This window comes from Staphylococcus sp. HMSC072B07 (assembly GCF_001815505.1).
In the GTDB taxonomy this organism is placed as follows: Bacteria; Bacillota; Bacilli; order Staphylococcales; family Staphylococcaceae; genus Staphylococcus; species Staphylococcus simulans.
Map to the genome: position 1 here is coordinate 135,096 of NZ_KV820902.1, position 26,835 is coordinate 161,930.

Sequence of the window (26,835 nt, forward strand, 5' to 3'; positions counted from 1 at the left end):
TTTGTATTCAGAATGTAAAATGAACCTTTAATGAATTTCTATAACAAAGGTGTGTGAAATTAATTGGCCTATCTTCAAGATAATAAATTATTTTTGGAGATGTTGAAGTTTCTTTTGCCTGTAATTTTTGCGGTTATAGCAAGTGTATATAATTATTTTATAGCAAATAGAAATTCAATAGATAACTTTAATAACATATTGTCAGAATCTGTTTTTAAGCTAGCACTGTACTTACCTCTTCTATATATGCTATCTCAAATACATATTGTAACGGTTACGATGATAATTGCACTTGGAATATATTTTTCCGAATTTATATATATATTGTGTAAAAATAAAAGCTTCAAGATTGTAAACTTAGATAACAACTATTATAGATTACTTAAGGAAAATAAAGGATATATAAAAGTACAAGGCCTCAAGGAAGTTTATGAAGAGTACTCTACTTTCAATTCGAGTGTTAATTCGGATGTTTTAAAAAATAGTAAAAAGGAAGAATTAGAATTTAATAAAGTAGAACATTCAATCATTCATTTGAAAGAAGGAGATAGATTAAAATATTATGCTTATTATTTGAATAGAAACGTTAAGAATAATAGAAAAGTTAAATTTAAATGGTATAATAAATTTATATTTATAGTATTGTTCGTAATTGTATACTATTTAAAAGATGCTTCTTTTTTACAATTTATCAAGGAATTATTACCATCTTTATTGACTAGCTTTTTCATTGTTATCATGGTCATTAATGCTAAAAATATTAATGTGGTAAGGTATCACAACAAGCTCCATATTATAAGTACTATTAAGCAATTGAACGAAAAAGAAAAGTATGAGTGACATTTTTAGGAGTATCGATTTAATAAACGCTGAATATATTTCAGCGTTTTTTGCTGTGCAATTTTTCGGATTTTTCCATGCAATAGATTGCACATCTATACAGTTAAGAAATCGCTTACAATAAAGATATAGGGAGGCTATTAACTTGTTGAGTAATAGACAAATGAATATGTTGCGTCTTCTGATTGAAGAAGATGAGTATAAAACGATTGTGGAGTTAGCTGAACGGTTTGATGTATCTCAACGTACTATCCAATATGATTTGGAAGGTATTGAAGATCATGCAAATCGTTTTAATTATCGTGTGTATCGTAATAAATCATCAGGTGTGAAGGTTGAAGCATTAGATAATTATTTGTTGGATGATGCTTCTCATACATTATGTGTGCATTATACAAAAGAAGAACGTGTTTTAAATATTACTTTGAAATTATTTGAGTCTGAAACACCGATTTCTTCTAATACATTGGCTGAAATGGTTAATGTTTCTAGAAGAACAATCGTTGAAGACTTAAAGGTCGTTCAAGAATGGTTAAATGCTTACCACTTGGAGTTAAACTACATTAAGAATAAAGGTTTTAACATTCAGGGACATGAAGAAGATTACCGTAAAGCATATGCGCATCAGGTTCGTGCTTATTTTCGTAATGCTGTTCCTTTTGCACGTTCTGGATTGTTTTCTGAAGATGAACTCATGAGAGTGAGACAAACTGTAGTAGATACTTTGAAGAATGAACATTATCACTTAGTACAATCAGCGACCGACGGTCTGATCTATCATGTGTTAATTGCCTTGCAACGTTTAAAGGAAGACTTCTCTTTTGATATTCCAGAAGATGAAGTTAAACGATTGTCTCAAACATCTCAATATGAAATTGCTACAAAGATGAAAGAGAACTTAGAAGAAGAATTTGAAATCGAGTTTCCAAAATCAGAAGCCATTTTTATTACATTACATTTATTAGGTTCAAAAGTTTCAGATGATGATAACCCAGGAAATAATTCTGAATTACAAACGTGGGTCACAGAGTTAATTAAACAAGTCAGCATCATATTATGTATCGATTTAACAAACGATCATAAGCTACTCAACAACTTAATGATCCATATGAAGCCAGCAATACATCGTTTGAAGTTTGATATGACTCAAAAGAATCCATTAAAAGACGAAATATATCAACGCTATCCAAATATTGTAGAAGCGATAGAAAATCATATCGATATCTTGGAAGAAGCGCTTCACATCACCTTCTCCCAAGACGAACTCGCCTTCATCGCGATTCACTTCGCATCTAGCATTGAGCGCGTCTCAACACACGACAACAACAAAATTAAAGTCGTTCTACTATGCGGTTCAGGTATCGGCACCTCCCAGCTACTCAAAAGTAAACTCGCCAATACTTATCCAGAACTAGACATCGCAGATGCGTACTCAGTTTATCAAATTAACGAACAACAACTATTAAACGAAAAAGTAGATTACATCATCTCTACAGTTTCTTTTAATATCGACAGCATTCCAGTCATCCACGTGGATCCATTCCTAAACAAAAATTCACGAGATAAACTGAATCACATGATTAATCAAGCAAGAGAACAACGCATAGCGATGATGAACGAGATGGGTGACGACTTACGTGCTTTACTACCAAAGCATCGTATTTCAATAAATAATGAGTCATTAAACAAATCACAAGCGATTGATGTCTCAGTTCAATCACTTGTTGAAGACGACATTGTAAAGCCAGCATATGCGAAAGAAATTAAAATGCAGTTTGAAAAATTCGGTTCATACATGGTGATTAGTCCACATATCGCATTGATACATGCGAGTACAGAACAAGTGATACAAGGTGCAGGGTTTGCGCTGACCTACTTTAAGCATGGTATTACATTTGGAAATCCAAATCATGACCCAGTGCATGTAGTTATTACCTTAGCGACGAAATCACCTAAGGTTCATTTAAAAGCATTAGGACAACTTAGTGAATTACTGATGAACAAAGATTCTCAAGCAGCATTTCTAAAAGGAAACGTAAGTGAAATAAATGAATATATTAACCAAGTGAGTATGAAAGGGGAGTAACACGTGGCACTCGACATTTTGACTAAAGATAAAATCAAAGTGCAAGACCAAGTTCCAGACTGGTCTCAAGCTATTACTGAAGCAGCACAACCTTTGTTAGAACAAGATTACATCGAGACAGGCTATATAGACGCGATGATTGACAGCGTTAAAGAATTTGGACCTTACATTGTGATTGCGCCAGAGATTGCGATTGCGCATGCGAGACCAGAAGATAATGTGAATAAAGTAGGTTTAAGCCTACTGAAGTTAAATGAATCTATCAATTTTGCTGAAGATAGTCACTACGCCTCATTAATCTTTGTATTAAGTGCGACAGATAATACATCACACTTAAATGTCTTACAAAGTTTAGCAGGTCTCTTAGGTAATAAAGAAGTTGTAAATCAATTATTAGCATCAAAAAATAGCGACGAAATTATCGAAATTATAAAGGAGAATGATTAAGATGAAAATTTTAGTAGTATGCGGACACGGATTAGGTAGTAGTTTCATGGTAGAAATGAACGCACAAGAGGCGTTAAGAAATATTAATGCACCATCAGATATTGAAGTTGAACACAGTGACATTATGACAGCTAGCCCTGATATGGCTGACTTATTTATCTGCGGCCGTGACTTAGAAGAAAACGCAGAACGTTTAGGTAACGTGTTAGTACTGGATAACATTCTTGATAAAGATGAATTACAAGAAAAATTAGAAGCTAAATTAAAAGAAGATAACCTTATCTAATTGAAGGGGAGGGATAAGCCATGCAAGCGATCTTAGATTTTATTGTCGATATACTCAGTCAACCTGCAATTCTTGTTGCGCTTATTGCACTGGTAGGTTTAATTGTTCAAAAGAAATCCGCTTCACAAATTACTACAGGTACAATTAAGACAATTTTAGGTTTCTTAATCTTAAGTGCTGGTGCAGATGTTGTAGTAAAATCATTAGAACCATTCGGTAAGATTTTCCAACATGCTTTTGGTGTACAAGGGGTCGTACCAAATAACGAAGCGATTATTTCATTAGCATTAAAAGACTATGGTACAACAGCTGCATTAATCATGGTATGTGGTATGTTAGTGAACATCTTAATTGCACGTTTCACTAACTTGAAATACATTTTCTTAACAGGTCACCATACATTCTATATGGCAGCATTCTTAGCAATCTTACTTACAGTAGGTCATATTAAAGGTTCATTAACAGTAATTATTGGGGCTATCATTTTAGGTTTAATTATGGCAGTCTTCCCAGCATTGCTTCAACCGACAATGCGTAAGATTACAGGTAATGATCAAGTCGCATTAGGACACTTTGGTTCTATTAGTTACTGGGCAGCAGGTGCTGTAGGTAAATTGTTTAGTGGTAAATCTAAATCAACGGAAGATATTAAATTCCCTAAAGGGTTAAGTTTCTTACGTGAAAGTACTATCAGTATTTCATTAACAATGATTGCATTGTACATTATCGCTTGTCTGTTTGCGGGACCTGGTTATGTACATAGTGAAATCAGTGATGGTCAAAGCTTTATTGTATTCTCATTAATCCAAGGTGTAACATTCGCAGCAGGTGTATTCATCATCTTAACTGGTGTACGTTTAATCTTGGCTGAAATTGTACCTGCATTCAAAGGAATTTCAGAGAAATTGGTACCGAACTCTAAACCAGCTTTAGACTGTCCGATTGTCTTCCCATATGCACAAAACGCAGTATTAATTGGGTTCTTCGTAAGTTTCATCACTGGTGTATTAGGTATGTTCATCATGTTCCTAATTGGTGGTGTAGTTATCTTACCAGGTGTAGTTCCTCACTTCTTCTTAGGTGCTACAGCAGGTGTATTCGGTAACGCACGAGGTGGTATTAAAGGTGCAGTTGCAGGGGCAGTCATTAATGGTTTATTAATCACATTCTTACCATTACTGTTCTTACCGTTCCTAGGAGATTTAGGCGTAGCTGCAACAACATTCTCAGATACAGACTTCTTAGTTGTAGGTATTGTCTTTGGTAATATCGTTAAATTCTTAGGGCTAATTGGCGCTATCATTGCGATTGTAGTCATTGGTGCTGCAGCATTTATCTTACAAGGTAGAGCAAATAAAAAAGCGGAAAGCAAATAACATAATTTTAAGAACCAGCTATTCAGAGTAGAGTAGCTGGTTCTTTATATTTAATAATAAATAGAGAGCCCTTAGAAAACGGAAAAAGAAAGAATAAAAAATGACAAACAAGATATATTTAATATTATTATAAAATAATATGATATTTTGATAATGAGTACATAATAAGGTTTTATAAATATTACTAACGAGGAAGATATTTATGTTGAGGTTCTTATTGCTGTTGGTTGTAGTAAGTTTGATCTATGTGGTTGTTAAGTACCTGTATATAGTTGTTTCCAAATTTTTGAAACATTATCCGTATACTAAGGATAACTATATAGTTAAAAACATCCTTCTTGTTTCTGACACGAAGTATAGCTTTATCGATTTCATTATTATTATGACTTTAGTTTATCTGGCTTTTTATAGTAACTTTTTCAAAATTACATAGATTTAATTCAACTTTCTTTAGTATAATAAAGTGGTTGTTATAACCAAATCAAATAGGGACGGTGCAGCATGAGAGAACAAGCAAGTTTTGGTCAGTGTTTCGGGTTATTTTGGAAAAACTATTTTAATTTTAAAGGATGTACATCAAGGCAAGAATATTGGTACACGATCGCATGGGTAGCTATCTTAACTACACCAATTACAATAGGTGGCTTTTTCAGTTTTCTAGGGTATGTCTCTGGAATGATGTATTTTGCGGGAATGGCAGGTATGTTCATTCTGACAATGTTTACGTTTATTCTTTCTTTTGTCTTATTTATTCCTTTACTTTCTTTATTAGTAAGACGATTTCATGATAATGGAAAATCAATGTTCATCCCGATTCTTTTTGTGGTTATGTCAATGACTATTCCATATCTTCCGGATTTAACATTCAATCAGTTTGGTACAGGTCATCCAAACTTTATTACAGTAATTATGCTTATTATTCATATTTCATTTATACCGGTTACACTTGGATTAGGTATCTATTGCTTTGTAATTACATTGTTACCAAGCAAAGTTGTGAATAATAAATATCGTAAAGATAAAGTTGAACCAAAGCCTGAAGAGAAACAAGAAGTTAAGTCATTTTCAAAGACGTTATAAAACAAGAAATCCACCTCAAATGCTTCTTAAAAGTGATGGAGGTGGATTTTATTTACGATATTTTTAATTTTTCAAATGCCATAATATAAATGTTTTCTTGGTTTAGGAATTGTTCAATCTTTGCTTGTTCTTTATCATTTACTGGTTTATTGTCTTTTTTATCATATTAAAGTTGTAAATTGTTACTATTTTCTTAAAAATAAATTTTGAAATTGAATATAACTGACATCACTGATTATACTATTGTTTTGTCTATGAAGTTTTTTGAACTTTGAATCGAGATCTTTTTGCATTGTGTTTAAAGCATCAGTATTAATAAGAAGATTTTGGTTGATATCTTTCATAAAAGTCATTTGGATCTCGTGTTGTGCCTTTATTTCTTTTTGGTATTCCGTTATTTTTTCTTTAGTTCTTTCTATAGAGTTAAATATAATGTTTAAATTTTCTTGTGTTTCAGCATGTCTGCTTTCTTCACGGGCCCATATAATAGCTTCTTGCCAATTTCTGGCGTATCCATCTTTTAGTGCTTTAATTATTAAAAATAAAGATTGCTTATCAATAAATGAAGATGGAATATAGGATTTTAATATATTTAAGTAACTGTTAGTCATGATGTCATACTCTTTAGTTTTATCTTTTATTTTTTGTTCAAACAAGCGATGATTTTCTATTATTAACTTTTCTTGTTTATCGATACCTAACCTTTGTTTAAGAGAGGTATCTGAAAAAAAGTCGTATGTTTTATTTTTATCTTTATTGATATCGGGTTTTACATTGTAATTATCTTTGGTAAAAAAGATAACATGTTGTAAAGATAAAATAATCAACCCGACTGCCAATGAAACAATTAATGAAACAAAGTAATAATAGTATGTTGAAAGTGTAGAAGTGAATGAACTAAAAATAGCTTCTCTATATAAATATGCAGTAAATACAGGGATACAGAAACTAAAAAACAAACAAATCATACGTATGAAATCTCTTCTAATGTCATCTGTTATTTTAGAAGACATTATTATAGTTGAGATAGCAATGACGTTAGCTATGCTGATAATCAATCCATGCTTTGCGATATCTGATTGAACAGCACTAAAATCGAAAATTAAGTATAATATCATAAAAGAAATAAATATACTTGTAATATACATGAGTACAAATACCAACTGTTTTGGTAGACTAAGATGTTCTTTGACAGCGTCTACTTCGCTTTTAGTTTGAGCTGCCATATATTCTCTATACAGCTCTGTTTTTTTCGAATTATAAACGTTGTCTAAATTGGTTAGTAATTCTTGTTTTTGAGTATTGTTTTTGAGTAATAATTCGTGCTGTTCTTTTTTGAATATATTATTTTCACTAGATAACTTTAAATAAGATAGAAGTAAGTCTAGTAATTCTATGCGGCTTAACTTATTTAATACCTCTATCTTGTCCTTTTGCTTATTATTTTCATTAAATTCATAGATATTATTGTAGTTGTTGTTCATAAGATGACTCCTCCGATCAAATCATGACAGCAACATTTACTTCTATTTTTTGGAAATGCATAGCGGTCAATATATTAATATGTATTATTTTACTACAAAAATATGACGGTGTTCAGTTTAATTTTTAAAATATTGTTTTTATCGGTGGTTATCAGTCTGTTGTTTCTTGTTTGTTATTAGTTACTGTCATATTTTTAGTATTAAGTTCTTTTTAACGGATGATATCAAGTTACTAAACGCTCTTTAATTCACGACAAAGCTACTGATCTCCTTTGGTTTTAAATACAAGGAACATAATTAAGGTAACCACTAAAGGAAGTAGGAAGGCATCAGCTAAGTCCACCTTTCTGTCGAAGATAAACATCATCGAGTTGTAAATAATCAAGGCTAGTATGTAGAATAGTATGAATCTCACAATCCCTTTCATAGAATCACCTCTCAAAAGTTCTTGTTATTTAATAATTATAACAAACAATAATAATTTGTTTTAGTGATGATTTTAAAGGTATATAAAATCATTGGTTAACTCACTGTTTTTACATGACTTATAGTAAAATAAAAAAGAAAACTATCAAGATATACATAAGGGTGAGACGTGAAAATGGCTGATATTAAATTATTTGATGTGAATGGTGACGATGTAAGGGAATTAACAGGGCAATCAGTGACAATTGAGAAGGAACTTCAAACGATGATTGAGAATCATTTGGAGACTTTTTTAGGAGTTAAATTTCTCGCAAGTGAGTATACAACAGGAAAAAGACATGGCGGACGTATAGATACATTAGGCATTGATGAAAATAATGTACCTGTGATTATTGAATATAAACGTACGACTAATGAAAATGTGATTAACCAAGGCTTATTTTATTTAGATTGGTTGCTTGATCATAAAGGTGAATTTCAAATGAAAGTAATGCAACAACTAGGTAGAACAGCATCTGAAGAGATTGATTGGTCGAATCCACGTTTGGTTTGTATCGCTGGTAACTTTACTAAGTATGATGAACATGCGGTGCAATTGATTGATCGTAATATTGAGTTATATCGATACAGCTATTATGATAATCGTTATTTATTATTAGAACTTGTAAATGTGAATACACCACAAGTGAAACCAGCTGTACAATCGACAAGTCATCATAAAGAGAGACATAAAAGCTTGTTTTTAATAAATATCGAGTTAGCTTCAGATGAACTAACACAGTTATATGATGATTTATATAACTATGTTATGAGTTTAGGGGATGACGTGCAGTTTAAAGCGCAAAAGTTCTATGGTGCATTCAAACGTATTAAAAATTTTGTGTGTGTTGAAATGTTGCCGAAGAAAGGTATTATTCTTATGTATGTCAGAATAGACACGACAGATATAGAATGGGAAGCAGGATTTAGTAAAGATATGACACATATTGGTCATTACGGAACTGGTAATGTCGCCTTAACACTTAGAAATAAAAAAGATTTAGAGAAGGCTAAGGCATTCATTGAAGCGAGTTATGAGAATAACTAGTTGATGGTACGTATATTAGTGATGTACATGTGTTAAAATGATAGGCAATTGATAGTAGGATGGAACTGTTGATGATTCAGCAGTTCTCTTTTTTAATAGGGTAAGAAAAATTGATTTTTTTCAAAAAAAGTAATGACAGCCCTTACAAACTCAATTATAATAAAAGTGGTTATAACCAGAGGTGATAAAAATGAATAACTCTAAAGCTCCGTTATACTTCCAAGTGTATGAAGATATAAAGACTCGGATTGTAAACGGTGAATATGAGGAAGGAACAAAATTACCATCTGAAAGAAAATTATGTGATTTGTATGATGTGAGTCGTATTACGATTCGTGAGTCACTGGATCGTTTGGAACAGGAACAAATGATCAGACGTGAACATGGAAAGGGCTCGATTGTACTAGGAAATCATTATACACAAGTGTTAAACAGTCTTTATAGTTTCAAAGATGAGATTGAGAAGAATGGAAAGCAGGCAAGTACGAAAGTAATCAGTATGGAACGTATTGATGCGACGCCATTCTTACAAGAGAAAATGGGCTTAAAATCATTTCACTCAGTGTACCGTTTAATACGTTTAAGGCTCGCAAATGACCAGCCGATGATTTATGAAATTACATATTTACCAGTAATATTATGTGAAGGGTTGGATAAATTCGATTTTAACCATCACTCACTCTATGAAACATTAGATCAGTATTATGATATTCAGATTGATAATGCATATGAAAGTTTAAGTGCGATTAAATTGAATAAGAGTATTGCGGATTTATTGAATGAAAGCATTAACGCAAGTTGTATGTTCATTGAACGTGTCAGTTACGTTAAAGGTGAAATCATTGAGTATACGCAATCTTATGCAGGTGGTAATAATTACAAATACACAGTGCAGCTGCTTTAAGCTCTGTGTATTCATAATACAACTGGTTATGACAACATAACAACATAGTAGGAGGTAGAATCATTTTGAAGACAACAGATACTTATAGAGAAATACAACAACAACCTTCTGTGTGGAAGAAAACTTTCGATATTGTGAATGATGTTTCAGCGGATTTCAAACGATTCATTGAAGCCATTGAACATAATGAATCGACTGACAAGCTTAAAGTTATTTTCACTGGCGCAGGTTCAAGTGCATATGTCGGCGACATTGCGCGTTTGGCCGTGGATAATAATAAATTCCCGAAATGGAGCTTTGAATCTGTACCGACAACACACTTTGTGACAAATCCGGGCACATATATCGACGATGCAACAACATACTTAGTGGTTTCCTTCGCAAGATCAGGTAACAGCCCTGAAACGCAAGGCACAGTAGAATTATTTAACCAATTGTCACAACACGTTTATCACATTTTCATCACAAACAATAAAGATGGCTTCTTAGGACGTTACGCAGATACTGAGAATGCATTCAAAGTTATCTTGCCAGATGAAACGAATGATAAATCACTCGCAATGACATCAAGTTTCTCAACGATGTTATTGGCAGCTTGCTTATTATTCAGTTCAGAAGAAATCGATGAAGCTTACTTTAAACGTGTCGAACAGAACTTCAGTTGGATTGATGCACATGCAAGAGAAGTTGCAGCGCAACCGTTCAAGAAAATTTTTTATGCCGGCACAGGCATGCAAGGTGAGTTGACCAAAGAAGTCAGCTTGAAACTAAACGAGTTGACTGCAGGAGCGATTGAAATTGCGAAAGAAACTACACTTGGATTCAGACACGGTCCTAAAGCTGGTTTGAATGACAATGCATTATTCATCATGTTGAGAGGCGCAAATGACTATCAACGTCGTTATGAAGCAGATGTGATTCATGAGATCGATATGCCAGAACGTAACTATCAAATCTTAGTGTTAGACGGTAAAACAAGTGATGATGCATTCACATTTACTTTCCCAAATGCTGAACATGACAGTGATTTAGAGTTGACGCTTGCGTATTTGATTTTCGGACAGTTATTAGCGTTTTATAAATCTGTTCAATTAGGATTGAATCCAGATAATCCAAGTCCAAATGGATTTATCAACCGTGTCGTTAAAGGTGTCACGATTTATCCATTTGAAGCTTAAGACACAATATTCAAGGAGGCGAGCTTGTTGAGTAAATTCACAGTGGAAGAAGAATTTATGTTAGATGGAAAGCCTTTGAAGATTTTGTCAGGTGCGATTCATTATTTCAGAGTGTTGCCTGAAGACTGGGAACATTCTTTGTACAACTTGAAAGCCTTGGGCTTTAATGCCGTTGAGACATATGTACCGTGGAATTTTCACGAAACCGTTGAAGGTGAGTTCGACTTTTCTGGGACGAAAGATATTAAACGTTTCATTCATACGGCTGAAGCTATTGGTCTTTATGTCATCATCAGACCTTCTCCATACATTTGTGCAGAATGGGAATTCGGTGGTTTGCCAGCGTGGTTGTTAACAAAACCAAACTTACGTGTGCGTTCGCGTGATCCGCAATTCTTAGAGTATGTGGAGCGTTATTACGACCGCTTATTTGAAATCTTAACGCCGCTTCAAATCGACCATCACGGTCCCATCCTCATGATGCAAGTCGAAAATGAATACGGCTCTTATGGTGAAGACAAGACCTACCTCAGTGCACTCGCCCGCATGATGCGAGACCGCGGTGTAACAGTACCGCTATTCACGTCAGACGGCTCATGGCAACAATGTCTAGAGGCCGGCAGTCTCGCTGAAGCAGACATCATACCGACAGGCAACTTCGGTTCGAAATCCCAAAAGCGTTTAGACAACCTGCACAAGTTCCATCAACAATTCGGCAAAACGTGGCCGTTAATGAGTATGGAATTTTGGGATGGCTGGTTCAACCGCTGGGGCGACCGCATTATTACACGTCAAAGCGATGAATTGATTGATGAAATCGGTGAAGTATTAAAACGCGGTTCCATTAATCTCTACATGTTTCATGGCGGCACGAACTTCGGATTTTGGAATGGTTGTTCTGCACGAGGACGTATCGATTTACCACAAGTGACATCTTATGATTACGATGCGCCTTTAGATGAAGCAGGCAATCCAACCGTGAAGTACTACAAAATTCAACAGCTGGTACACAAGCTTCATCCAGAAATTCAACAAACAACACCGAAAGTGAAACCGTTGATGGCTAAAGAGCATATCACGCTAACTGATAAAGTCAGCTTGTTTAACATCCTAGACGACATCAGCCATCACAGCGAAAGCTTCTATCCAGAATCTATGGAGACTGCTGGAACAGGCTATGGTTACATGGTTTATCGTACACAGTTGAAACGAGCGACTAGACAAGAGTATTTAAGAATCGTGGATGCGAGAGACCGTGTCCAATTGTTCTTAGACAATGAAAAAGTTTATACCGCCTATCAAGAAGAAATCGGTGACAAGTTTGAAGTGGCATTAAAACAACCTGTCGTTCAAGCAGATGTGTTAGTCGAACATATGGGACGTGTCAATTATGGTTATAAACTCGTCGCACCGACACAACGTAAAGGTCTTGGTCAAGGTTTGATGCAAGATCTGCACTTTGTACAACAATGGGAACAATTCGATATTGATTTTGACTTGTTAGAAGACAAGCACTTTGAACAAGCATGGGAAGCAGACCAACCAAGTTTCTACAGATATCAATTTGACATAGAAACACCTGAAAGTACTTACTTAGATGTAAGCGGTTTCGGTAAAGGCGTTGTATTAGTGAACGGTTTTAACATAGGTCGTTACTGGAACATAGGCCCGACACTTTCTTTGTATATCCCAGGTGCATTATTGAAACAAGGTCAAAATGAAATCATTATTTTCGAAACAGAAGGACAGTACTCAGAGGAAATCCGCTTATTACAAGCACCTCAATATATAGCCTCAAAACGTAAGGAGAGAACATCATGATTATAGCAAACAGAATTGACGGCCGTTTAATTCACGGTCAAGTCGCAAACTTATAGGCAACGAAACTGAATATCACACGTTTTATGGTAATTGATGATGAAGTCGCTCAAAGCACAATTGACAAGCAAGGCTTGAAATTAGCAACACCTGCTGGTGTGCGTTTAAGTGTCTTGCCTGTAGCAAAAGCAGCTGAAAATATTTTAGCAGGCAGATACGATTCACAACGCTTAATGGTCATTGCGAAGAAACCGGATCGTTTCTTAGAACTGATCAATCAAGGTGTTGACCTTGATGTATTAAACGTAGGTAATATGTCTCAAACAGATGAAACAAAGTCTATTACCCGTTCTATCAATGTAACGGATAAAGATATTAACGACTTTAAAGCAATTCAACAAAAAGGCGTTAAGATAACTGCTCAAATGGTTCCAAACGATAAAGCAGAAGATTTTATGACATTAATTAAGGGATAGTCAGGAGTGAAGACAACATGGAAATACTTTGGTGGCAGATTTTATTATTAACCTTGTATGCAGGGTATCAAATCCTAGATGAAATCCAAATTTATTCATCTTTAAGCCAACCTGTATTTGCGGGATTAATCGCCGGTTTGATTATGGGCGATGTGACAACAGGGTTGATTATCGGCGGTAGTATGCAATTAACGATTTTAGGTGTAGGGACATTCGGGGGTGCATCAAGAATTGATGCCAACTCTGGTACCTTACTTGCGGTCGCATTCTCAGTAGCACTTGGAATGAACCCGCAACAAGCTTTAGCAACATTGGCCGTGCCAGTTGCGAGCTTAATGATTCAAACAGATATCTTAGCACGTTTTGCTAACACATTCTTTGCGCATAGAATCGATGCGAAAATCGAATCATTTGATTACAAAGCAATTGAAAGAAACTATTTATACGGTATGATCCCTTGGTCATTATCAAGAATGATTCCAGTATTCTTAGCATTAGCTTTTGGTGGCGGCGTAGTTAAAGCCGTTGTAAATTACTTGAACTCAGATTTGAAATGGTTAGGTGATGGTTTAACTGTTGCCGGTGCCGTTTTACCAGCTGTAGGTTTCGCAATCCTTTTACGTTATCTACCTATTAAAAAACACTTCCCATACTTCATTTTAGGTTTCGTATTAACAGCATTATTCGTAACTGTATTTGATGGTATGACTGGACTTGGTACAGCAGTAGCTGGCTTAGATAAACACTTCGGTATTAAATTCACTGGTTTATCAATGTTAGGTATCGCATTGATCGGTTTCGCGTTTGCGGCAATTGAATACAAACGTACATCAGAAAGCCGTCCAGTACCGCAGTATGGTGGCGCAGCTCAGAATAATAACAGCGAAGGAGAGATTGAGGATGACGAACTCTAATAATCAAAACGGCACATCTTATAAATTAACCAAAAAAGATTTTAATCAAATCAATCGCCGTAGCTTATTTGCCTATCAATTAGGGTGGAACTATGAACGTATGCAAGCCTCTGGTTATTTGTATACTATCCTTCCGCAATTAAGAAAGATTTATGGCGACGGCACACCAGAACTTAAAGAAATGATGAAAACTCATACACAATTCTTTAACACAAGTAACTTCTTCAATACCATCATCATGGGTATTGATATCGCAATGGAAGAGAAAGAAAAAGTAAAAGCTAAAGACTCAGTACAAGGTTTGAAAGTTGGTTTAATGGGACCATTCGCCGCAATCGGTGACTCAATCTTTGCCTCATTAATCCCGACAATCTTCGGTGCCTTAGCTGCCAACATGGCAATCAACGGTAACCCGATCGGCGCATTTATCTGGTTAGCAGCTCAAATCGCCGTTATGGTATTCAGATGGAAACAATTAGAATTCGCGTATAAAGAAGGGGTATCCCTTGTTACGACAATGCAACACAGACTTGAGAACTTAACGAACGCAGCTACATTGCTCGGGGTCTTCACGGTCGGAGCTCTCGTCGCCACGATGATTAAAGTGAAGTTCGCTTGGATGCCGCACATCGGTAAATTGACAATTGATGTTCAAAACAATATCGATATGATCTTACCTAAATTATTACCACTTGGTATCGTATTAGCGATTTACTGGTTACTTGGACGCAATAAAATGAGTTCAACTAAAGCCATCTTTATCGTATTAGTTGTATCAATTATCTTATCTGCATTAGGCATTATCGGTAAAGCTTAATTCAAAGGTGGAAACAAAGAGATGAAAAAATTAATATTAATCAGTCATGGCGCATTTTGTGAAGGTTTAAAAGAAAGTGCAGAAATGATTTTAGGTGAACAACCTGATATCGTTCCTGTCCCGTTATTACCAGAAGAAAGTGCAGAGGACTTCCAAGCAAAATTACTTGCGGAAATGGCCAAAGAAGACGGCTTTACAGTCTTTGCGGATTTAATGGGCGGGACACCTGCCAATGTTGCGGCTAAATTATTAATGCAAGGTCAGCAGTTTGATTTATATGCTGGTATGAACTTGCCAATGATTGTCGCATATGTAAATGGTGAACTCTTAGGAGAAGCACAAGATATCGTTGGAAAAACGAAAGAGTATATTGTGAAAGTAAACGATTTATTATTATAGATTACGAATAAGAAGGTAGAAACATGTCAGAATATGTAATTAGCAACGCTAAGATTTACAGTGAAGATCAAGTGATTGAATCAGGATATGTCCATATTAAAGACGGTAAAATTGAAGCAGTCGAAAGTGGTGTGTATACAGGTCCGCTTACTCAACATGATGCGGAAGGTAAAATCTTACTTCCAGGATTTATAGATATTCATATCCACGGTGGATATGGCAATGATGCGATGGATGCGTCTGTTGAAGGGTTGCAACACTTAGCTGAGAATTTACTAAGCGAAGGGACTACTTCTTTCTTAGCGACAACAATGACACAATCTGAAGAAAATATTAATAAAGCGTTAGAATCAATTGTTGCGTATAAAGCAACACAAAACAGCTATAATGCTGCGGAAATTGTCGGTATCCATTTAGAAGGACCGTTTATTTCAGAACATAAAATCGGTGCACAAAATCCAGCCTACGTGCAACAACCAAGTGTTGAGAAACTGAAACATTTCCAAGAAACAGCAGATCATAATATCAAAATTCTCACTTTCGCTCCCGAAGTGGAAGGTGCTGATGTTATGTTAGAAGCATTTAAAGATGAGATTATCTTCTCTATCGGCCATACGACAGCAGACTTCGACCAAGTCAATGCCGCTGTAGCCAAAGGCGCAAAACACATTACTCATCTATACAATGCAGGTACACCATTCTTACACCGTGCCCCTGGTGATTTCGGTGCTGCCTGGACGAATGATGATTTAAGTACAGAATTGATTGTAGACGGTGTACACTCTCATCCGGCATCTATTAAAATTGCCTATAAAATGAAAGGCAATGAACACTTTTATGTGATTACAGATGCGATGCGCGCGAAAGGTATGTCAGAAGGCGAATACGACCTTGGCGGCCAAACTGTCGTAGTGAAAGGAAAAGAAGCAAGATTAAAAACAGGTTCTCTTGCGGGTAGTATATTAAGAATGAATCAAGGACTTAAAAACTTACTTGATTTTACAGGTGACACTTTAGAAAACGCATGGAGAACAACGAGTTTGAACCAAGCGAAAGCACTCAAAATAGATAATCAAAAAGGCAGTATCAAACCAGGCAAAGATGCAGACCTCATTTTAGTAGATGAAGACATCAACGTTCTGACTGCCATTAAAAAAGGAAAAATCCATGCCTTTAGTTAAAAAATAATCCAATAAAACCCCAACCCCCTAGTGAATATAAGATGATTCATCAACAATCATCACAGTACCCGGTTCCTAAGTAGTCATAGGAGCCGGGTTTATTGTATTTTGTAAATGTAAGCCTTTACATTTATACTAGGATACATTAAAATAAGAATCAGTTTTAACTTAAACGTTTAAGGAAGTAATCAATATGAACAATAATCCAACACTTCACGACGTCGCAAAAGCAGCAGGTGTTTCTGTAGCGACTGTTTCAAATGTGATGAATGGTAAAAAAGGACAAGTCAGCGAAAAAACGAAAGCGAAAGTAGAAGCAGCTGTTGAGTCGCTAGGTTATCAACCAAATACGTATGCCCGTCAGTTAAAAAGCGGCCAGAGTAACTTAGTTGCCTTTATTGTCCCTGACCAAAACCCATTCTTTACGGATATTTTAAACGGTTTAACTACAGTGTGTTTAGAACACAACTTGCAAGTGATTGTGATTTCGTCAGAAGAAAGTGAACAAAGACAAAACGAACTGATAGATTTATTTGTGAAGCAACGTGTCAATGCGATTGTGTTAGCACCTGTTTCGTCGCACCTGACATTAAAAGATGAATGGAAAAAGACACCGATTGTGACAGTAGACAGAACGATAGAAGCGAGTGATGTGCCAAGTGTCACAGTGAATAACCAGGCAGCGGGTTACCAAGCAACTAAACACTTATTGGACTTAGGCCACACGTCTATTGCGATTTTATTGGCAAATCCTAATATCAGTACAACTACCCATAGACAAGCAGGATATGAACAAGCGTTAATGGATAACCAGTTAACAGTTGATGCGCGTTTAATGAGTTTTAGTGATGATAAATTGGGGACTGAGGCTCAGATAAGAAGCGGGTATCTTGCGACTAAGCAATGGCTGACTTCAAAAGATGCGCCAAGTGCGTTAATCGCAACGAACTATTTATTGATGATCGGTGCGTTACAAGCCTTTAAAGAACTGGATATTCAAATCGGCAAAGACATTTCATTTATCGGTTTTGATAATAGTCATTGGAACGAAATATATTCACCAGCCATTACGGTCGTAGAACAACCAGCAAGTAAACTCGGTGAATGTGCAGCACAACTAATCATTGAAATGAACAACGATGAACCTGCAACTTCGGTAGAGTTATCGACGCATTTAGCCATAAGAGCATCGTGCGCTAAGAAAAATGAACGCTAGTTCGTTCTTTTTTCTTAACGTCAAACTTAAACGTTTAAGTTAGTTATAAATGAGGGGGAAATCTATAATGACGATAGAGAAAAATAGAAAGTTATGGATGGGAATACCGACAGTTGTATTCTTAGGTATTATCGCAATCTTTATTTTTATGACAGGAGACGGTATTGAACAAGCCTTCTTGTCTAAATACATCGTAGACATTGGATTCAGCAAAAGCCAAGCATCATTAGTCTTTGCGGTATATGGTGTGATGGTAGTAGTAGGTTCATGGTTAGCGGCAGTCTTATCTGACGTATATGGACCAAGAAAAGTAATGACAAGCGGTGTTGTATTATGGATTGTCTTCCATGTACTCTTCTTGACGTTTGGTTTGCAAGTTGAAAATTACAACATGATGTTATTGATGTACGGTATCAGAGGTATCGCATATCCATTATTCTTATACGGTTTCTTAGTATGGGTGACATACATTACAAATAAAGCACGTCTTGCGACTGCAATCGGTTGGTTCTGGGCGATGTTCTCAGTAGGTATGGGTGTCGTAGGTTCATACTTACCAAGTTTTACAATTCCATATATGGGCTTCATGGGAACACTATGGCTATCTATCGTATGGATTATGATTGGCGGTATTATTGCTTATATCGCAGTAGGTAAAGACAATGTGAAACCTAACGCAGATTTAGCAGTAAGTGATCGTTATAAGAAGGTGCTTAAAGATATCGGTGTGGTTTATAAGAACCCTGAAATTATTAAAGTATTCATTGTAAGAATTATTAACCAACTATCACTCTTTGGATTAGTGATTATCTTCCCAGTTTTATTTACAGATGAAATCGGCTTTACGATGCAACAATGGTTATGGATCTGGGGTACAATGCACGTCACTTGTATTGTTGGTGACGTATTCTGGGGTATTACTGCAGACAAAATCGGTTGGAAACGCCAAGTCATGTGGTTCGGTTGTGTCGGTTGCGGTATCACAACACTGACATTCTATTACTTACCGATGATTAGCGGAGACGTATTCTTGATCGGCGTATTATGTGCTGTATTATTTGGTATTACACAATCAGCATTCGTTCCGATTTTCGCGATTTTCACAGCGTTAGAACCAAATCATATTGGTGCAACATTATCTTCACATAACTTAGCAGCTGGTTTAAGTAACTTCTTACCATCTGTGATTGCGACAGTATTATTACCAGTCTTCAATGAAATCGGTGTGGTATGGGCATTCGCATTATTATACTTCTTTGGTGCTGTATTGACGTACTTCATCAAAGTACATCAACCAGGATTAAAAGAAAAACCACGTAAAGTAATCCAACCTAAACCGGATAATGTAAATATTTAAAAAGGCAGATGAAACATATTGAAACCACTTGTTTTAGGTATAGATTTAGGAACAAGCTCAGTTAAAGTGATTGCGGTTGACCAACAAGGTTCGATTGTGACATCAAGCAGTGAACCTATCAGTATTTCACAACCGCAAAATGGTTATAGTGAACAAAACCCAGATGAATGGGTACAAGCAACAAAACAAGCAATTCAAACACTGACAGATCAGTTAGACGACAGTCAGTACCAAATAGAAGGCATGTCTTTCTCAGGCCAAATGCATGGCTTAGTGTTATTAGACAAAGACAATCATCCTATTCGCCCGGCAATCTTATGGAACGATACTAGAAATACTGAACAATGTGATGAAATTAAAGCACAGTTCGGAGATAAATTACTGGGCAATCCTATTCTAGAAGGCTTCACGTTACCAAAATTATTATGGGTGAAAGCACATGAACCACAACACTTTGAGAAAGCTGAAACATTTATTCTTCCAAAGGATTATGCCAGATATGCATTAACTGGCAAGGTTCAAATGGAGAAATCTGATGCATCCGGTACACTGCTTTACAACAGTGAAAGTGAAGCGTGGGATAAAGAAACAAGCACGTACTATGAGATTAAACATTTACTTCCAGAACTCGTTAATTCAACAGATGTAGTGGGTGAAGTAACTGAAACAATAGCGCAAGAATTAAACTTACCAACTTCAACAAAAGTGATTGCGGGTGGCGCTGACAATGCATGTGGTGCACTCGGTGCCGGTATTATCGGTGAAGGAGATGCGATGTGCAGTATCGGTACGTCTGGTGTAGTACTTGTTTGTCAGAAAGACTATAGTGATTATCAAAATAATATTCATTATTTTAAACATGTCACACCGGATATCTCTTATGCGATGGGGGTTACGCTTGCTGCAGGCTTCAGTTTAGACTGGTATAAACGTAATTTCTATGCAGAACAAAGCTTTGAAGACATTACGAAAGATGCGGAAAGTTCATCACCAGGTGCGAATGGTTTAGTATTCACGCCTTACTTAATGGGAGAACGTACACCGCATGGCGATGCAAAAATTAGAGGCAGCTTTATCGGTATCAGTGGTAAACAAACACGTGTAGATTTCTCACGTGCAGTGATTGAAGGCATCACGTATTCGCTTTATGAATCATTAGATTATATCAGACAGTTTTATCCAGCGATCCACACCATCACTTCAATTGGCGGCGGCGCTAAAAGTGATTTCTGGTTACAACTTCAAGCAGATGTCTTCAACTTAGAAGTTAAGAAATTAAAACACGAAGAAGGACCAAGTATGGGCGCAGCAATTCTAGCTGCATATGGTGTTGGTTGGTTCGATTCATTAAAAGACTGTGTGGAAACCTTTATTCAATACGACACGACATTCAAACCACATACACAAAAACATAAAATTTATGAACGTTACTTCAAAGTGTATCAAGACGTTTATCAAAATACGAAACAGATGACAGCGGATCTGTTATCAATTCAACAAAATCACGGGGGTTATACAGATGACAAATAATATTCCTGAAACAATGCAGATAGCTTTATTAAATAAACCATTCGATATTGAAATCAAAGAAGTCGATGTACCTAAATTAGGACCGAAGGAAGTCTTAGTTAAAATGATGGCAGTGGGTGTTTGCGGTTCTGACGTCCATTACTATGAACATGGTAAAATCGGTGATTTCATTGTCAAAGAACCATTAATCTTAGGTCACGAATGTGCCGGTATGGTTGCGGCAGTTGGTGAAGATGTGACGAAGTTTTCAGTAGGTGACAGAGTCGCAGTAGAGCCAGGTGTACCATGTGGTAAATGTGAACAATGTCAAAAAGGGCAATACAACTTATGCCAAGATGTTGAGTTTCTAGCAACACCACCGATTGATGGTGCATTCGCACAGTACATTGCACATCCAGAAGACTTCTTATTCCCAATTCCAGATTCATTATCTTATGAACAAGCATCATTAAACGAACCATTTTCAGTAGGTATTCAAGCTTGTAAACGTGCAGGAGTTCAACCAGGTTCAACAGTCGTAATTACAGGTATGGGTCCAGTTGGTTTAATGGCGGTTGTGGCAGCTAAAGCATTTGGTGCGACACGTATCATCGTGACTGACTTAGCAGATATTCGTTTAGAAGAAGCGTTAAAACTTGGTGCGACTGAAACAATTAATATCTCTAAAGAAAATCCAGTAAAACGTATCCAAGAAATTACAAATGGTAAAGGTGCAGACTATGCCTTTGAAACAGCAGGTCATCCAGCAGCACTACAATCAGCTGTACAATCTCTAGCAGTAGGCGGCAGCTTATCTATCGTTGGCCTACCACAACAAGAGGAAATTGCCTTAAACATTCCATTCATTGGTAACCGTGAATTAAATATTTATGGTGTCTTCCGTTACGCAAACACTTATCCAATGGGTATTGAAATGTTAAACAATACAGACGCAGATTTAGACTCAATGTTTACAGATTCATATGAACTTAAAGATACAAAAGCAGCATTAGAAAGAGCACTCAACAACAAACAAGGTTCATTAAAAGTGATGGTTTATCCTAACGGTTTCTTAGACTAATATAAAGATCAAATAGCCTCGTCCAAAAAAGCGGACGAGGCTATTTTTATAACTATCTGTCTTCATCATTATTCTTAACAAAAAACCTTAATATTACTGCCAACACTAATAATACTATAGTTACAACAGCTTTAATGAATGTGCTGATAGGCAAGAATAAAACAATCAAAATTATAACGAATCCTATGAGATAAAGTGTTTCTTTCTTTTTGGTATTCAAGTGGTATTCACCTCAGTAGTTTTATTTTTCAAAGATAGGTGCACAGGCGCCTACAATTGTTGCGATACCGAAGAAATCTAATAAAGCTTCTTTAACATCTGGTCCAGCCGCTTTTGCAGCTTGTGCTGCGGCGTTCTTAACAGCGCTTTGTTTACTATGACCAAGTTTTCTTAACTGTTTATATGCTCCAGACATCTTCTTAACAAACGTTAATGTGCCCCCGGCAGCTTTTAAAGCAGACTTTACTTTTGCGATTTTAGCAGGTGTAAAATTAGTGACAAGTGCATATCCTATTGCTCCTGTACAAGCTGCATAATTACTGACACTTGCTCCGTAAGTTTGAACACCTACTCCTTGTTCATTTAAGTAGTTTTCAATTGCGGGTTTTCCTTCATTAATAACAGAGTCTGGCATGTGTTCAATAGCAGATAATGTCCTAGTTAAACCTTCCATATCTAATTCTTCATTAGTATAAAAGCTTGAGGATTCGTTTTCACTAGATATTTGTTCAACAGCATCTATATAAGTTTGACTTGTTACACTGAATAATACAGTTAAAGCAGAAAGTGAGAAAGCAACTTTTTTAAAATTCATGGTTAGGCCTCCGTTTATTAGCAAACATCCCTAACATCCCATTCCAATAATATCACTTAAATAATAACAATATATATATTTAATATTTATTCAATAAAAATTAACATAAATATATAATGTAAATATCGACTTTTAACATAAAAAATTGAAGGAGTAGTAAGAATTGTTGTCAGTTAGCAGAGAGAGCCAGCTACTTTATTAGAAATCATTATATTATAGGGCATGAACCTTTAATAGAAATGCTAAATTTTCAAACTGAAACATTATTTCTTGTTTTTTTGTAAATAATATATCAAAACGTTTGATATTGTGTAATACTAAAAAAGAAGATTAGTGTTTAGGAGATGGTATAAATGGTAGAAATTATTTCAGCAATCATCGGGGCTATTACAACATGTGTCATTACAATTTATGGTATTAATTTGCAGTTTGAAAAACAAAAGCGAGAACAAGAAGTGGCTTATAGAAATGATTTAGTCAGTATGCTAGATATTTTGGTGTTTCAAGTAGCCAAAATAAGCAATAACCAACTTACATTTGATATGTCGAATTTAAATAGACAAACGACTAATGAAATATTAAGTGAGGTTGCAGATGATTATAATGCGTATGATATGCATCTACAAAACTTGGTCTTAATGATGAGTCATCATATAGACGAATCTAATAAAGATATACAAGAAATTATGAAAATTAATCAAGATTTAGTTGATAAATATAGAAAATTTGATAAGAGTGCCAAAATATATAAAAATCAATACGATCAACCAAGCTGCGACAAAAATATAGTTGTAAGATCAAAAATCAATTTAGATGTAACTGTTGGAGAGTTCATTGATGGTATAACTAAATTTGGTTTAGAGCGATATAGTCATAAGCTTTATAGACCTGCATTGATAAAGGTATTAGATAAAAATGATGGCGATAAATATAAGAAATATAACGCAAAGAAATATGATAAAGAATAAAAACTGATAACATAAAAAATACCGTATAAAGTTTTCACTTTTTAAGTGTCTGCTTTATACGGTGTTTTTCAAAATGTTAAATCATTGCCTTTCATTTACTCTGCTTTCTTCCGCTTCTTCACCATCTTCATTATCAATGGATATGTTAATGAAAGTACTGTCATAATCGTCAACACAATACTGATCGGTGACCCGAAGAAAATATCGAACACATTATTATTGCTGGTAATTAAGCTTTTACGGAAGTTCTGTTCCATATCTGATCCGACAATAGCTGCCAAGATGAGCGGAGCCATCGGGAAGTCTAAAAGTTTTAAACCTAAACCTAATAAACCAAAGATTAATAAAATATAGAAATCTACAACACTATAACCTAAAGTGTATGTACCTAAGTAAGCTAACACTAAAATAATTGGATAAAGTACTTTAGGCGGTGTACGTAAAATCTTAAGTAACACACCTATGAGTGCGATGTTGATAATCACTAAGAAAATATTACCGATAAACATACTGTTAATAAGTGTCCAAATGGTTTCTGGTTCATTTTCAAAAAGTAAGGGACCAGGTTGTAAACCTAACATAATAACTGCACCTAAAATAACAGCGGTTGTTCCTGAACCAGGTACACCCATCGTAAGTAATGGAATCAGTGCACCGACTGAAGCAGCGTTGTTAGACGCCTCAGGTGCCGCAACCCCTTCAATCGCACCTTTACCAAAGTCTTTACCATTCTTGTTCACTTGCCGCTCAGTAGAGTAACTCAACATAGAAGCGATAGAACCACCAGCACCTGGTAAGACACCGATAACGAATCCAATTGGGCTTTGTCTTAACATAGTCCACCATGTCCGCTTCCAATCCGTCTTCGTCAACTTCATTGATCCTAATTTCGCATCAGGCGGCTTCAATGCTTCTAGATGCATATAGTTATACAGCACTTCTGCCACCGCATAGACACCGATAATCACAACTAAGAAGTTAATCCCTTCACTTAGGTGTGGAATATCGAAGGTGAAGCGGTAAACGCTTGTTTGTAAATCGACGCCGACTGTACTGACCATGAGTCCAATCGCAGTAGCGATAAAACCTTTGACCATTTTACCAATAGATAATGAGACAATCGTCGATAATGTAAATAAGAATAATACAAAGTATTCACGTGGTCCGAATTGAAGCGAGAAATCTGATAGCGGTTTGGCGAGTACAATAAACCCGACAACTGCCACAATACCACCGATGAGTGAAGCGACTGCGGAAATCGTTAAAGCTTTGCCCGCTTCCCCATTTTTAGTCATAGGATATCCATCGAAAGTAGCCGCAATCGCAGAACCATCACCTGGTGTATTCAGTAAAATAGAACTACGCGATCCCCCATACATCGCGCCATAATAAATCGCAATCATTAAAATCAAGGCACTGACAGGTTCCATACCGAATGTCACAGGAATTAACACTGCGACTGCGGTCGCTGGACCTAACCCCGGCAGCATGCCTACAATTGTCCCTAAAAATCCGCCGATTAACACCCATAATAAATTCATAGGATGAAAGGCAGTTGTGAGACCTTCTAAGAACGTATTGATATCTCCCATATTGCTCCCCCTTGTCTTATGGTAAACTCACATCTAATAATTGAGAGAAGGTATACCATGTAATCCCTGAAAATACGAGCGCCACAATGATATTTTGAAGCCAGTGTTTCACCCCATTGATTAAAAACAAGACGCCTCCTAAGAAGAGGATTGTTGAAATCAAGAAACCTAAGCGTTCAAAAATCAATGCGTAAATAATAATCATTACTACTGTTGCGCCTAAGCGTATTAAGGTTTTCTTTTGAAGTAACAAGTCTAGAATTTCAAAATGCTCATGTCTTTTTTTATATTCTTGGAAGAAATAAATTACACTCATCACAATCAATAACACTGAAATGAGTAGCGGAAAGTACATTGGACTGTTTGGATCACCAATGCGTGAACGTTGTACATTCAGCGTTAAAACTAAATAGATGATGCCTAATAAAGTAAGTAAAATAGGCGGCATTAAACGAGCCATACAATTCCCCCTTAGAAACCAGCATCTTTAATCAGCTGATCATATTTTTTGCGTTGCTCTTTTAAGAATTTTTCAGATTCAGCACTATCTTTGTAGAAGTTATCCCAATCATTGTTTTTACGTAATTCTTGCCATTGTTTAGAATGTACGACTTTACGCATGGTCTTATCCCAATAAGCACGTTCTTCTTTTGTCATATCTTTCGTCCCCATGACACCGCGCCAATGAGGGAACACCATATCGACACCTTGTTCTTGCCAAGTCGGCACATCCTTAATGCCTTCAAGTCGTTCATCAGATGACACTGCTAACATTTTCAGTTTATGTACTTGATGTTGCTCTTTAACTTCTGATACTGCTGTAGAAGCGACATCTACATGACCGCCAAGTAGGGCAGTTTGTAAATCTCCGCCACTCTTATACACTAAGAAATCAAGTTTATCGACATCTACACCGTATTGTTTCGCTGCTTGTACGAATGCAAGGTGGTCGTTATTTCCTAAACCAGGTGCGACACCGATTGTCAGTGATTTCGGATCTTTCTTGAGCTTTTCCATCACTTCTTTACCAGAGTTCAAATTAGATTTATTTGATGCGGTTAAACTAATCCATTCAGTTGCCAGAATCGCAATAGGAGTGAAGTCATCATCTCCAAGGTCACTTAACCCTAATTCTTTATTAGACAGTAATAGACTTGAGTTAATGGCGATTGTATTTGGTGAACGTGATTTTAAGTATTGCCAACCGACTTCACCGCCGCCTCCAGGCTTATTCACAACTGTAATGTTTTGATTTGTCAGCTTTTCATCTAACATGACTTTCTGAATTGCGCGTGCAGTGGTGTCCCAGCCACCGCCTGGTGAAGCGGGTGCTATAATCTCAACAGTTTCATCAGGAAACGTATTGGATTTTGCGGTTTTCTTATCATCAGATTTACCGCAGCTCGCTAAAATAACTGTCATGGCTAACACGAAGTACCCCAATCTTCGCATAAAAATCCCCCTTTGTTTAAAAATATTCAATTTTACGATAATTTATC

At 36.0% G+C, this 26,835-nt stretch carries 24 protein-coding genes and 1 pseudogene; 20 read left to right on the forward strand and 5 right to left on the reverse strand.

Annotated elements, in window-relative coordinates; all coding sequences use genetic code 11:
* Nucleotides 1-63: 63 nt before the first annotated feature.
* From HMPREF3031_RS04160 to HMPREF3031_RS04190, 6 genes are all read left to right on the forward strand, one after another.
* Nucleotides 64-840, forward strand: a complete 777-nt coding sequence (locus HMPREF3031_RS04160; protein WP_070724628.1) for a hypothetical protein — start codon at nucleotides 64-66, stop codon at nucleotides 838-840.
* A gap of 145 nt (nucleotides 841-985) precedes the next feature.
* On the forward strand, nucleotides 986-2,926 hold the full coding sequence (locus HMPREF3031_RS04165; RefSeq protein WP_002480171.1) for a BglG family transcription antiterminator: 1,941 nt from the start codon (nucleotides 986-988) through the stop codon (nucleotides 2,924-2,926).
* A gap of 3 nt (nucleotides 2,927-2,929) precedes the next feature.
* On the forward strand, nucleotides 2,930-3,373 hold the full coding sequence (locus HMPREF3031_RS04170) for a PTS sugar transporter subunit IIA (RefSeq protein WP_002480170.1): 444 nt from the start codon (nucleotides 2,930-2,932) through the stop codon (nucleotides 3,371-3,373).
* 1 nt (nucleotide 3,374) lies between these two features.
* Nucleotides 3,375-3,659 carry a PTS sugar transporter subunit IIB gene (locus tag HMPREF3031_RS04175; RefSeq protein WP_002480169.1) on the forward strand — a complete coding sequence of 95 codons (285 nt, stop codon included), beginning with the start codon at nucleotides 3,375-3,377 and terminating at the stop codon, nucleotides 3,657-3,659.
* Nucleotides 3,660-3,679: 20 nt separating this feature from the next.
* Nucleotides 3,680-5,035: a PTS ascorbate transporter subunit IIC gene (locus HMPREF3031_RS04180; protein ID WP_002480168.1), complete on the forward strand. Its 1,356-nt coding sequence runs from the start codon at nucleotides 3,680-3,682 to the stop codon at nucleotides 5,033-5,035.
* Between the two features lie 501 nt (nucleotides 5,036-5,536).
* Nucleotides 5,537-6,115 carry a DUF805 domain-containing protein gene (locus HMPREF3031_RS04190; RefSeq protein WP_002480166.1) on the forward strand — a complete coding sequence of 193 codons (579 nt, stop codon included), beginning with the start codon at nucleotides 5,537-5,539 and terminating at the stop codon, nucleotides 6,113-6,115.
* Nucleotides 6,116-6,300: 185 nt separating this feature from the next.
* On the opposite strand, the gene HMPREF3031_RS04195 is transcribed toward HMPREF3031_RS04190, so the two are convergent.
* Nucleotides 6,301-7,599: a UbiA prenyltransferase family protein gene (locus HMPREF3031_RS04195; protein ID WP_002480165.1), complete on the reverse strand. Its 1,299-nt coding sequence runs from the start codon at nucleotides 7,597-7,599 to the stop codon at nucleotides 6,301-6,303.
* Between the two features lie 601 nt (nucleotides 7,600-8,200).
* On the opposite strand from HMPREF3031_RS04195, the gene HMPREF3031_RS04200 reads away from it, so the two are divergent.
* The 13 genes and pseudogenes from HMPREF3031_RS04200 to HMPREF3031_RS04260 all read left to right on the forward strand — a co-directional run bounded on the left by HMPREF3031_RS04200 (nucleotide 8,201) and on the right by HMPREF3031_RS04260 (nucleotide 21,962).
* A complete protein-coding gene (locus HMPREF3031_RS04200) occupies nucleotides 8,201-9,112 on the forward strand; it encodes a DUF5655 domain-containing protein (RefSeq protein ID WP_002480163.1) in 912 nt (303 codons plus the stop codon).
* Between the two features lie 190 nt (nucleotides 9,113-9,302).
* Nucleotides 9,303-10,016: a GntR family transcriptional regulator gene (locus HMPREF3031_RS04205; protein ID WP_070724630.1), complete on the forward strand. Its 714-nt coding sequence runs from the start codon at nucleotides 9,303-9,305 to the stop codon at nucleotides 10,014-10,016.
* 62 nt (nucleotides 10,017-10,078) lie between these two features.
* Nucleotides 10,079-11,194 (forward strand): SIS domain-containing protein, encoded by a 1,116-nt coding sequence (locus tag HMPREF3031_RS04210; protein WP_037556115.1) that lies wholly within the window; start codon nucleotides 10,079-10,081, stop codon nucleotides 11,192-11,194.
* Nucleotides 11,195-11,221: 27 nt separating this feature from the next.
* Nucleotides 11,222-13,015, forward strand: coding sequence for a glycoside hydrolase family 35 protein (locus HMPREF3031_RS04215; protein WP_002480160.1), 1,794 nt, complete (start codon nucleotides 11,222-11,224; stop codon nucleotides 13,013-13,015).
* Nucleotides 13,009-13,488: pseudogene (locus HMPREF3031_RS04220) on the forward strand (PTS system mannose/fructose/N-acetylgalactosamine-transporter subunit IIB). Before HMPREF3031_RS04215 ends, HMPREF3031_RS04220 begins: the two are co-directional and overlap by 7 nt.
* 17 nt (nucleotides 13,489-13,505) lie before the next feature.
* Nucleotides 13,506-14,402 carry a PTS mannose/fructose/sorbose/N-acetylgalactosamine transporter subunit IIC gene (locus HMPREF3031_RS04225; RefSeq protein WP_002480158.1) on the forward strand — a complete coding sequence of 299 codons (897 nt, stop codon included), beginning with the start codon at nucleotides 13,506-13,508 and terminating at the stop codon, nucleotides 14,400-14,402.
* Nucleotides 14,389-15,219, forward strand: coding sequence for a PTS system mannose/fructose/sorbose family transporter subunit IID (locus tag HMPREF3031_RS04230; RefSeq protein ID WP_002480157.1), 831 nt, complete (start codon nucleotides 14,389-14,391; stop codon nucleotides 15,217-15,219). The genes HMPREF3031_RS04225 and HMPREF3031_RS04230 overlap by 14 nt, the downstream gene beginning before the upstream one ends.
* A 21-nt stretch (nucleotides 15,220-15,240) precedes the next feature.
* Complete coding sequence (locus HMPREF3031_RS04235) at nucleotides 15,241-15,618, forward strand: PTS sugar transporter subunit IIA (RefSeq protein ID WP_002480156.1); 378 nt, start codon at nucleotides 15,241-15,243, stop codon at nucleotides 15,616-15,618.
* 23 nt (nucleotides 15,619-15,641) lie between these two features.
* Entirely contained in the window at nucleotides 15,642-16,799 is a 1,158-nt protein-coding gene (nagA, locus tag HMPREF3031_RS04240) for an N-acetylglucosamine-6-phosphate deacetylase (protein ID WP_070684264.1), read from the forward strand.
* 193 nt (nucleotides 16,800-16,992) lie between these two features.
* Entirely contained in the window at nucleotides 16,993-18,015 is a 1,023-nt protein-coding gene (locus tag HMPREF3031_RS04245; RefSeq protein WP_002480154.1) for a LacI family DNA-binding transcriptional regulator, read from the forward strand.
* Nucleotides 18,016-18,082: 67 nt separating this feature from the next.
* Nucleotides 18,083-19,372 carry an MFS transporter gene (locus tag HMPREF3031_RS04250; protein WP_002480153.1) on the forward strand — a complete coding sequence of 430 codons (1,290 nt, stop codon included), beginning with the start codon at nucleotides 18,083-18,085 and terminating at the stop codon, nucleotides 19,370-19,372.
* Between the two features lie 15 nt (nucleotides 19,373-19,387).
* A complete protein-coding gene (xylB, locus tag HMPREF3031_RS04255; protein ID WP_180363384.1) occupies nucleotides 19,388-20,902 on the forward strand; it encodes a xylulokinase in 1,515 nt (504 codons plus the stop codon).
* Nucleotides 20,892-21,962, forward strand: a complete 1,071-nt coding sequence (locus tag HMPREF3031_RS04260) for an NAD(P)-dependent alcohol dehydrogenase (protein WP_002480151.1) — start codon at nucleotides 20,892-20,894, stop codon at nucleotides 21,960-21,962. The genes xylB and HMPREF3031_RS04260 overlap by 11 nt, the downstream gene beginning before the upstream one ends.
* Nucleotides 21,963-22,203: 241 nt before the next feature.
* On the opposite strand, the gene HMPREF3031_RS04265 is transcribed toward HMPREF3031_RS04260, so the two are convergent.
* Nucleotides 22,204-22,776, reverse strand: coding sequence for a hypothetical protein (locus tag HMPREF3031_RS04265; protein ID WP_002480150.1), 573 nt, complete (start codon nucleotides 22,774-22,776; stop codon nucleotides 22,204-22,206).
* A 353-nt stretch (nucleotides 22,777-23,129) separates the two neighbouring features.
* Between HMPREF3031_RS04265 and HMPREF3031_RS04270 the strand changes: the two genes are divergently transcribed.
* Complete coding sequence (locus tag HMPREF3031_RS04270; RefSeq protein ID WP_070724631.1) at nucleotides 23,130-23,744, forward strand: hypothetical protein; 615 nt, start codon at nucleotides 23,130-23,132, stop codon at nucleotides 23,742-23,744.
* Between the two features lie 95 nt (nucleotides 23,745-23,839).
* Here HMPREF3031_RS04270 and HMPREF3031_RS04275 read toward each other — a convergent pair whose 3' ends face one another.
* From HMPREF3031_RS04275 to HMPREF3031_RS04285, 3 genes are read right to left on the reverse strand one after another with little or no spacing between them, the layout of a single operon-like run.
* Nucleotides 23,840-25,336: a tripartite tricarboxylate transporter permease gene (locus HMPREF3031_RS04275; RefSeq protein WP_002480148.1), complete on the reverse strand. Its 1,497-nt coding sequence runs from the start codon at nucleotides 25,334-25,336 to the stop codon at nucleotides 23,840-23,842.
* A 16-nt stretch (nucleotides 25,337-25,352) separates the two neighbouring features.
* Nucleotides 25,353-25,796, reverse strand: a complete 444-nt coding sequence (locus tag HMPREF3031_RS04280) for a tripartite tricarboxylate transporter TctB family protein (RefSeq protein WP_002480147.1) — start codon at nucleotides 25,794-25,796, stop codon at nucleotides 25,353-25,355.
* 11 nt (nucleotides 25,797-25,807) lie between these two features.
* Entirely contained in the window at nucleotides 25,808-26,788 is a 981-nt protein-coding gene (locus tag HMPREF3031_RS04285; protein WP_002480146.1) for a tripartite tricarboxylate transporter substrate binding protein, read from the reverse strand.
* Nucleotides 26,789-26,835 lie beyond the last annotated feature (47 nt).